General features: G+C 63.1%; 6 protein-coding genes. 4 read left to right on the plus strand and 2 right to left on the minus strand.

Annotated features, from left to right (window positions below; translation table 11 throughout):
* Positions 1-285 precede the first annotated feature (285 nt).
* The gene (locus QOI01_RS25315) at positions 286-1,062 is read right to left on the minus strand and encodes a helix-turn-helix domain-containing protein (protein WP_526385875.1); all 777 of its coding nucleotides are present in this window, start codon (positions 1,060-1,062) and stop codon (positions 286-288) included.
* Positions 1,063-2,824: 1,762 nt separating this feature from the next.
* On the opposite strand from QOI01_RS25315, the gene QOI01_RS25320 reads away from it, so the two are divergent.
* From QOI01_RS25320 to QOI01_RS25330, 3 genes are read left to right on the plus strand one after another with little or no spacing between them, the layout of a single operon-like run.
* On the plus strand, positions 2,825-3,481 hold the full coding sequence (locus tag QOI01_RS25320; protein ID WP_526385877.1) for a TnsA-like heteromeric transposase endonuclease subunit: 657 nt from the start codon (positions 2,825-2,827) through the stop codon (positions 3,479-3,481).
* Positions 3,478-5,592 carry a TnsB C-terminal domain-containing protein gene (locus tag QOI01_RS25325; RefSeq protein ID WP_526385879.1) on the plus strand — a complete coding sequence of 705 codons (2,115 nt, stop codon included), beginning with the start codon at positions 3,478-3,480 and terminating at the stop codon, positions 5,590-5,592. The genes QOI01_RS25320 and QOI01_RS25325 overlap by 4 nt, the downstream gene beginning before the upstream one ends.
* Positions 5,593-5,612: 20 nt before the next feature.
* Positions 5,613-6,692, plus strand: coding sequence for an ATP-binding protein (locus QOI01_RS25330; RefSeq protein ID WP_526385881.1), 1,080 nt, complete (start codon positions 5,613-5,615; stop codon positions 6,690-6,692).
* 65 nt (positions 6,693-6,757) lie between these two features.
* Here the strand turns inward: QOI01_RS25330 and QOI01_RS25335 are convergent, their stop codons facing one another.
* Positions 6,758-8,860, minus strand: coding sequence for a TniQ family protein (locus QOI01_RS25335; RefSeq protein WP_526385883.1), 2,103 nt, complete (start codon positions 8,858-8,860; stop codon positions 6,758-6,760).
* An 80-nt stretch (positions 8,861-8,940) separates the two neighbouring features.
* Between QOI01_RS25335 and QOI01_RS25340 the strand changes: the two genes are divergently transcribed.
* Positions 8,941-9,145, plus strand: a 205-nt coding sequence (locus QOI01_RS25340; RefSeq protein WP_526385885.1) for a helix-turn-helix domain-containing protein, incomplete at its 3' end; no start/stop codon positions are given.

The following is a 9,145-nucleotide window of genomic DNA, read 5'->3' on the forward strand; positions in this document are numbered from 1 at the left end:
AACTTGTAGTACCGCTTCGAACCGCATCTGTGTACGGACCCTTTCATGAGGCGACCAGCTCGCGGAGTGCTGCGGTGACGATGTAGACGCGGCCGCCGAGTCTGCGGGCTGGAAGTTCTGCGGGCTGGAAGCTCGCCGGACCCTACGAGGCGGTAAGTGGCTGCACGAGTGATTCCCAGCAGTAGCGCGGCACGGGGCATCGTCAGGAGCAGCGGAAGCTCGTTAAAGACGCTGTCGTCCAATTTAATTCACTTCCTTCACGGATGGATATGAGTCACGTGTATTTCATTGTGCTTGCGGGCTGCAGCGGGTGCAGAACGCAGCTGCTTCGGTGCCGTCGGGCATGGCGATCGTGACGATGCGCGATCGTTCGTCTTCGCATTCGCCGCACCACGCGATAGTTGGCGGGCAGGGGCGCGGGGGCGGGTGGGGTAGGTCGGCTAGGCGGCGAGACAGGACCCAGGCGGCGCTTCGGACGCCACCGGGGTTCTGTGAAATGTGCGGGATGAGGTTCTCGAGGGTCCAGTCCGACGCTAGCGCGGCCTCAAAGGCGGGTATCAGGAATTCGGCATCCTTCCCACCAACCCTCCAGGGCCCCGGTAGGGGGCCGAGCGCACTGGTGGCATCGGATGCGGTTTCGGTTGGTGGTTCTATTGGGGGCTTCAAGGGGTCCCGATTTGGCACCCCCGTGGGGTCTCGCGGTGGGATAGGCCCCGTCCCGTGGTGAGACGGGGCCGGTGTCGATTTGGGACGGAGGGGTCCCACATCGGGACGGGCTGCTAGATGGGGTGCTTGGGGATGGTTGAGGTAGTAGCGGGTGGATCGCTGTGCTCCGGAATCGTGGAACTGCGGCCGGCGTGTGATGAAATCTTTGGCTTCCAGTTCCTTCAGCGCTCGCATGACGGTACTTCGCCCAGCACCGGATTCGGCCATGAGTGTTCGGATCGACGGGTAGCACGAAAATTCTTCATCGGCCTTGTTGGCCAGAAGGTGCAAGACAGACTTTGTGGTCGGTGATCTGATGTCGGAGTCGGTTGCCCAGTCGAGCGCTTTCCAACTCATGTTTGCGATGTGGTCGACGACATCGCGCGGCCGGCCGCGGTGGGATGCTCTGTCCTACGTTGCCCCATGTTTGTCACGGTAGGACCGATCGATTCGAACGTCCACAACGGCACCGAGATTCGACGAAAGATTGTTCAAAGGTATTAAATTCAACCATTTTCGCCTGGCCGCGTGGAATAACGTGAAAGTGGCTATCCTCCTCTCGCGCCTGTTCCGGGCGGGACGACGACGCCCTCGTCAACGACGACATATACGTCCTTCCGTTCGGTCATATCTTCAACGTGCGTCGCGGCGATAACGTATCCGGCGCCGGCATCCCTCTATCCACTATCTAGGGATTAGCAAAACTACAGGTCTCGGCAGACCTGTTACGTGCTTTACACGCTTGAGCGACAAGCGGACTCGACGTTTCGCCGTGCTCGGTAAGGCCGGTCGATTCCTGGCGATCCCGACCATTTTGGACGAATAAACGACAACTGGAGCGAGCCGCCGATACCCGGCCAGCAGCTACAGCTTCCTCGCCGGGGCTGTCTCTAGCTCCTCTAATGAGGCTTTAGGAGAGCCTGCAAGGTCAACTAGTCGTGGTCCCGAAAGGTGTTCTGAACTGGCTATTTGAAGCCAATCGGCACCATACGAAACCACGGCGTGTCGCGGATTCACCGACCAGCACCGACCATAGGAAGGCGTTGGCCATCCGTTCTAGAGCTGCTCGGTGACGGGGGCCGGTCTGACGGCGCGGCGACGAACCGGGCTGTGCTTTTGCACCGCCTTTCGGATGCGACGTGCCGCACCCCGATGGATATCAGCAGTTATTCCTGAAATGCGCCAGCGCGTCGCGCCATTGCCGGCGCCCGCGCGAGGAGCGGGGGTACAGGCACATCGGGTGTTTTCGACTTGGCTTGCCAGATACACCCCGGTGCTGGCTCGGATACCGGACCAGCACGCAAAAGTTGGCGTCTTCAGATTCTCACCGTAAGGGACCTCGCATTGTCGAAGACATGTCCGACATGGACGATCACCGTCGCGTATCAACTGCACCTGTCGCAGTTGCGGTGACGTATCGCGTCGTTATCGGCGACTGTAGATTCTCAAACTCGATGTCCAATTCTCAAATGAAATGTCCAACGCATGTCCAATTGGACATTTCCGTGAGAAAGCTTGAATAGTCAAGAATTGTGCCGGCCACGGAGGTCGACTGCACCAGCGCCGAGTCGAGGGAAATCAGAGCCTCTGGGGACCTCGAGTTAACTAGAATCCAGTGTGTCCTGATCCGCGGCTGCCTTGACGCCAGTCGAATGCAAATTTCCGAACACCGCGCGACTCGTGTGCCCTCCGCCGGTAGGGGCCGCATCGAATCCCAGTGTCTCTTCGCGGCTCGTAAGCCACCCGCAGTGAAAGCGCATCCCTACTCGCCTATCGCTGGACTGCCAGTGTGAAAAAATGCCCAGAAGGGCAGGCGACGCACGCGAGTCGAATTCGCTCTTGCGGTGACGCACCGTGCATCGCCCTAGTTGTGAAAGCATGCCCAAGGATTTTGTATTGTCCTGCTCCGCTCAACGTAAAGCCTTGGTCTCGGTTGTGTTCCAATTCGCCAAAGCTCATGGTTCGGCGCGCTTCTCTGGGTTCACGCTGGTCGGGAACTCTGCTCGATGGGAATGGCCGTGTTGTCTTGAAAAGCTCAGGAATCTCAAACGGTGTCGAGGCTGACTCCACTGCTCGTCTGTGTGTCCGCGGTGGCGACGGCGCTGCACGGGAGATTCCGATGCGCCAGGCAACCGAAGACCTGTTTCGAGATGTTCTGCCGTGGCGGACGTTTCGTTGGTACTACGGGCAGCAGCACTACTCGGGCAGCTACTGGGCATCAACAATGTCTGCCCATGTCATATACGAGTCACGTCTCGAACTGGCGCGGTTGCTGATGGCGGACTTCGATACGTCTGTGAATCACATTGTGGCGCAGCCGTTCATGATGCAGACGCCAATCGGTGGAAAGATACGTCGTCACATTCCTGACTATCTGCTGCTCACCGACGGCGGCCCGGTGGTCGTGGATGTCAAGCCTGCCGAGCTGCTCGACGATCCCGCGGTGGCCGGGACGTTCGAATGGGTGCGCGCCGTTGTCGACTCTCTTGGCTGGTCGTTCGAAGTTGCGAGTGAGCAGCCTCGAGTGCTAATGGAGAACGTCCGCTTTCTTGCCGGTTATCGGCGGCGGGCGTGGGTCAACGAGCTTGCGCTGAGCCAACTGCGAACACGAAAACTGGATGGGGCTTCGGTGGGCGAGGCGATTCACGATACGCACGGTGCAGAACCGCTGGTCCGGGCGGCACTACTGCACATGTTGTGGACCCGGGAATTACTTACCGACCTGTCGAAAGTCTTGTCTTCGACATCGATTCTGAGGGTGCGGAGTTCGTCGTGAGCGGGGCGGGTGTGCGGATCGGCGTCGGGACGCGCGTGATGTACGACGGTGCAGTGCATGAAGTCACTGAGTGGATTCCGACCGTGTGTGGAACCGATGTTGTTCTGCGAGGTCCTAATTCGGTATGCCGGATGTCGGTGGTGGAACTGGTCAGTGGCACCCGTGTTCGGTTGCTGATCGACAGCTCCGGTCCGGAATCCACCGATCAGATGGTTCCGGCAGCGGTGGTGTTGTCGAGCCTACCGAAAAAGAGACTCGAAGAGGTCCGGGAGAGGGCCGCACATATTCGCGAGGTCCTCACCGGGTACCGGTCGGGAAACAGCGAACTCGCGGAGGCAGGCGAACCGCGCGCAGAGTTCGATCACAGCCGCCCGCTGTGCGACCGCTACGCCGCCAAAGCTGCAGAGCTCGGCGTCGACGAACGCACCATTCGCCGCTGGGTCAAGGCATACGAGGAGAACGGCGAAGCCGGCCTGGTCCCCGCACGATTCGCCCTACAGAACAGGATCGACCCGCGGTGGAGCGAAGCAGCGCTGGCCATCATGCGCGAACACACGCAGGAGTCGAAACCCTCCGAGAAGGCGGTCATCTACCAAACCTCGAAACGGCTCGAAATCTGCTTCGGGCACGGTGTGGTTCCAGAACCATCCCAGGCGACGGCCTACCGGGAGCTCAAACGGCTTGAAGCCCAACACCGCACCTTCACGGGCACCACCGCCCGCAACCGGGATATCGCCACGCGACCGAAACGGCCCTACGGGAAATTGCAGCCCACCCGACCGGGCGAGTATGTAATCCTCGATACCACACGCCTGGATGTGTTCGGAGTCGACCCAATCACGCTGCGGTGGACTCGAATCGAACTGACCGCGGCCATGGACTGGTACACCCGCTGCATCGTCGGGCTGCGGCTCACCCCGGTCTCGACGAAGGCGGTCGATGCTGCCGCGATGATGTTCCAGGTGTATCGCCCGCCGCCGGCACCGGCCAGTTGGCCCGACTACGCGGTGTGGCCACATCACGGCATCCCCCGAGCAGTCCTCATCGACCCCGACCAACTCGCCACCACTCTGGGCAAGGCAGCATCCGGTCCTTCGCTGACGCCAGAAACGATCGTGGTGGATCACGGAAAGATCTATGTCTCCGAACACCTCAACAGCGTGTGCCAGCGTTTGGGTATCTCCATTCAGCCAGCCCGCATCCGCGAAGGCCGCGACAAGGGCCCGCTGGAACGCTTCTTCCGCACGGTGCGGGAAGGGTTACTGCAGTACTTGCCCGGCTACAAAGGCCCCGACATCAACGCACGGGGTCTCGACGTGGAAGGGCACGCATTCTTCTACATCGACCAGCTGGAAGCCATCGTCCGCGAGTGGATCGCCGCTGTGTATCACCACACTCGTCACAGCAGCCTGTTCGACATGCATCTTCCCAGGGCGACGATGACCCCGGCGCAGATGTTCGCGCACGGTATGGCTCGAGCCGGCTATATCGAGGCGCCCCGAGACCCCTTCCTGGCTTATGAGTTCCTGCAAGTGGAGGCCCGGACCATCCAGCACTACGGCGTGCAATGCGGCACACTCCGCTACACCGGCGACATTCTGTCGGAACTGGGAAACAGGACAAGCCCCTACACAGGGAAGTTCCGTAACCGCTGGCCGATTCACGTCGACCCCGACAACATCGCCCATGTCTTCATCCGGCACCCCGATTCTGGGGAGTGGCACACGTTGGAGTGGGAGCACGCCGCGCACGTTGAGGCGCCATTCAGCGAGGAAGCACTGCACTACGCCCGCCGAATCGTCCTACAGGAGCACGGGTTTGTTGATGATCGGTTGGCACTCGATGAGCTGCTGACACGCTGGAACCTGCACATGGGAGTCAGCGCCGCCGAAAGGCGTATGGCGCTTCGGATGTCGCGTCAGGACGAGGCGCTGAGCAACCAGGTCGAGACCACCGACGCTGCCGTCGTCGCCGGCCTGCCGGCCGTGCAGGCTGTCACCGAGCCGGCGGATCGACCTCCACCTCGCCGAGATGAGACGGCCGCCAGCGACGACGATACCGACGACGAACTGGCCGAGGACTACGACGACGACAGCATGGACTGGGCATGACCGACCTCCAAAATGTTCACATGGGTCACAAGGAGGGGTGGGCCAGGATCGTCAATGCCCCACCTCGCGTCCAACCCGAACGCCTCACCGCCCGCAAGCATTCGGCTCTGAGCCCTTCACGAAAAGCGAAGTACGACAAGCAACGACGTGACTGGCACGCCAACATGGGCGTACTGCGGACGCCGCAACTCCGAGGACTACACGACACGCTGTGGGACATCGTGGACAGCAATCTGCACGACAACGACCGCGCCAAAGGTGCTGTCGCTATCGAAGGAGCGGCCGGTCTCGGCAAGAGCACCGCCGTCGAGCAGTTCGCCAAGGAATTCCACCTGCGCGAGGTCGCCGAGAACAGCCCCAGAACCGCTGAGGGCAACGAGCGCTGGCCGGTCTGTCGTGTCACCCTCAGCGGGCACCCCACCCTGCGTGACCTCAACGTCTCACTGCTGCACTTCTTCGCTCACCCCGGCACGTCTCGGGGTAACGCTGCTGATTTTGCGCGCCGCGCCCTTGACACTTTCCTGGCCTGCGAGGTGCGACTCCTCATCATCGACGACCTGCACTTCCTGCGGTGGCGGGCCGCAGACGGCGTGAAAGTCAGTAACCACCTCAAATTCATCGCCAACGAGTTCCCCGTCACCCTTGTCCTGGTGGGTGTCGGACTCACCGAAGCCGGACTATTCACCGAGGGACGCACCGTGCGTGAATCCACACTCGCTCAAACCGCCAGACGCACCACGCGATTGACCATGGAGCCATTCGCCAAGACCACCGCTGGGCAGAAGCAATGGCGATCAGTACTGCACGCAATCGAACAGCGCGTCGTCCTCGTCAAGCACCGCGATGGCGCGCTGTCCGTTCAACTCGCCGACTACCTCTACGCACGCACCTCAGGCCACATCGGGTCGCTGATGACGTTGATCAACCGGGCCAGCTCGCGTGCCATCCGGACCGGCACCGAAGCCTTGACCGAACAACTCCTCGACGCCACACCCATCGACGCCGCAGCAGAATCAGCGCGGGACCTCACCGCAGCAGAACTGCGCACCGCACGGCGTCCGACCCGCAAACCACGGCGCCTGACAGTCGTGCCTGAATAAAGCGCTCCCGGAGGCAATTCAGTGCCGCAGTCGCGTGCTGTACCGGGAAGCCGCGCGACTCGGTTTCACGAATGGAAGGGGCGGCCGGGCCGGCGCAGCGCCACACCGTAGCGGCGGGCCAGATGCGTCACGGTGTGGCGTGACACCCCGTAGATCTGGCCGATGCGCTGAAGCCCCAACTGCCGGCCCTCGTACAGGTCAATCAACTCAGCCCTCGACATCACGGGCATCCCGGAGGTGCGCACCGCGGATGCGGGTGCCGATGGATGGTGCGGCAGTGGCGGATCGCATTCGCCGATCAGGTGGTGCAGGTACTCCACGGGTGTGCCGGTCTGGGCGGCGATAGCGGTCAGGGTGGAGCGCCCTTCGTCGAGGAGTCGGCGGATTGTCGTGAGGTCACCGGTGGGGGAGCGCAGCCCGGAGGCGGAGAACAGGTCAGGGTTCGGTTGCCACCGCAGCGGCTCGTCGTGCACGTTGTGGTGGTGGAGAAACTCGGTGGCCGCGTGATCGAGGCGGGCCACCGCCGCCGGGGTGAGCGTTAGCGGCAGCGTCTTGACCTTGCTGCGGAACTCGGCGCTGTTGAGGGCGTGGCAGCAGTCGCGTACCGGGGAGCCGATCGCTCGCTCGAACATCCAACACCGGACGAGGCGCACGCGAAGTGCGCGTCCCGTCGGTGTCGCGGTGTCCCAGCAGATCTCGCTCCACTGGGGATCGGACAGGAACTCCTCGAACGGCAGCGCGCGTCGCCGCGTGTAGTCGATTGGGCAGGTACCGCTGTCGAGGGTGTCAGCTAGACCCGTCAGCGCAGCCAACATGGCCGGCCAGCGGTGATCGGCGCGCAGTGCTTGCAGGACCCGGGACACCGCCGGCGCAGTGGTGGCCGATCCTAGCGATGCGATGACGTGCGGCAGGGTTCTGCGCGCACTGACCAGGCAGACGGCGGCCGAGAGTGCGGTGCGGAGTTGTTCGATTCCGACTGCGGGAGCCGCGAAGAAGAAGGCAGCGTTGGGCCACAGCATCGCCGGCACATGCCGGGTCCGGTCGGTGGATGCGTCAGGGGCAGTGGGGCGGGCCGCGGCGCTGCGGTACCGCAGTTGGTCGCTGGGCGTTAAAAACGGTGACAGCGAACATAATTGGGCACTGTGCAAAGCGTCGCTGATGTGGCGGCTCCACCCGATGTTGGATGCGGTGACCGCCAGGCCTCGCCGCCGCGATGCCGAAACCAACCAGTGCAGTTGTGCTCCTGCGGCGTGGGGATCGGAACAGGTGAGTACGCGCATCGCAACGACGGCGGCGACGGCCGTCGCGGCGGCTCCTGAGACGGGTGTGGCCGCGTGCGGGTGGTGCGCCGGGCGGTTCGTCACGCAGTGCCGATAGCTGTCGAGGAGGTCGGTAGGTAGGAGGCCGACGAGATCCTCGGCGTGGGCGTAGCGCAGTATCCGGGCGGCCAGGCCCGAGAGGTCGGCGGTGAGTTGAGTAGCCGAGACCGGGTCGGGCGCGTAGATGCCGAAGGCGGCACACCCGCTGCGGTAGGCGCCCAGGATGGTCGATTGCACTTGCAGAACTGCGCTGTCGCGGAGGTAGCGTCGCGTCGGCGCGGCTGACAGGTCGGCGCCGCACCGTCGCAGATCGCGTCCGTAGGCGTTGTCCGCTTTGCGGGAACACCGAGCCGGCGTCGGCACGAGGCCGTGGGGGTGGGGACCGATCCGCTGCCAGCGATCGCAGCACGGACAGGTGTCGGCCAGCAGGCACTGATGGATTGGGCAGGCGAAGGCCCACCGCAGTCGCCACCAGAGTTGCCAGCGTCCCCCGGTTTCGGCCAGGCATGCCGGGCAGAACCGCGACCGCGGCGGCGAGAGGCACACCGGCACCATCGGCGCTGCGGTGCAGTGTGATTCGCCGGCGGAGCCGATCAGGTCCGCTACCGTCATTGACTGCACTGTGGCGCAGTCGACCCCGCAACTGGTCTGCAGGTCTCGAGCCCGGTCCACCGGCAACACCATCAGCCACGAGTACAACTCCCGCCCACCGGACGTGCCCGCGTCGAGACCGACCGCGTCCAGAACATCGCCCCAGGCGGCGTGATGACGCGCCGCCAGCGCCTCGAGATAGGAATCGAGACCTTCGCCAGGGTGGGGTGGCACCCGGATCGGGAGGGATCGAACCATCAGGCAGTGGCAGTCGACATACTTCGGCAATGTACTACTAGTAGGGCAGACATTTGGTTGTGGTGCACATTTGCTGAGGTGTGCCGACGCGTCCCAGCCAGAACAGCCCGGACCGCGTCGCGTCCTGGGAGCGTGCGCGGCGGATGGTCGGCGCCAACATCGTCGCGCTACGCACAGACCGCGGGCTCACCCAGGAGGCGCTGGCACTCAGGTCGGGGATCTCATGCAACGTTCTCATTGATGTGGAGCGCGGACGGCGGGGACTGCTCTATGAACGACTCTTCG

It is taken from the genome of Mycobacterium sp. (assembly GCF_032162605.1).
Classification (GTDB): Bacteria; Actinomycetota; Actinomycetes; order Mycobacteriales; family Mycobacteriaceae; genus Mycobacterium.

Coding starts and splice junctions, on each gene's coding strand:
- QOI01_RS25335 (WP_526385883.1), bottom strand. CDS start 8,860: ATGGTTCGATCCCTCCCGATCCGGGTGCCACCCCACCCTGGCGAAGGT.
- QOI01_RS25315 (WP_526385875.1), bottom strand. CDS start 1,062: ATGAGTTGGAAAGCGCTCGACTGGGCAACCGACTCCGACATCAGATCA.
- QOI01_RS25320 (WP_526385877.1), top strand. CDS start 2,825: ATGCGCCAGGCAACCGAAGACCTGTTTCGAGATGTTCTGCCGTGGCGG.
- QOI01_RS25330 (WP_526385881.1), top strand. CDS start 5,613: ATGGGTCACAAGGAGGGGTGGGCCAGGATCGTCAATGCCCCACCTCGC.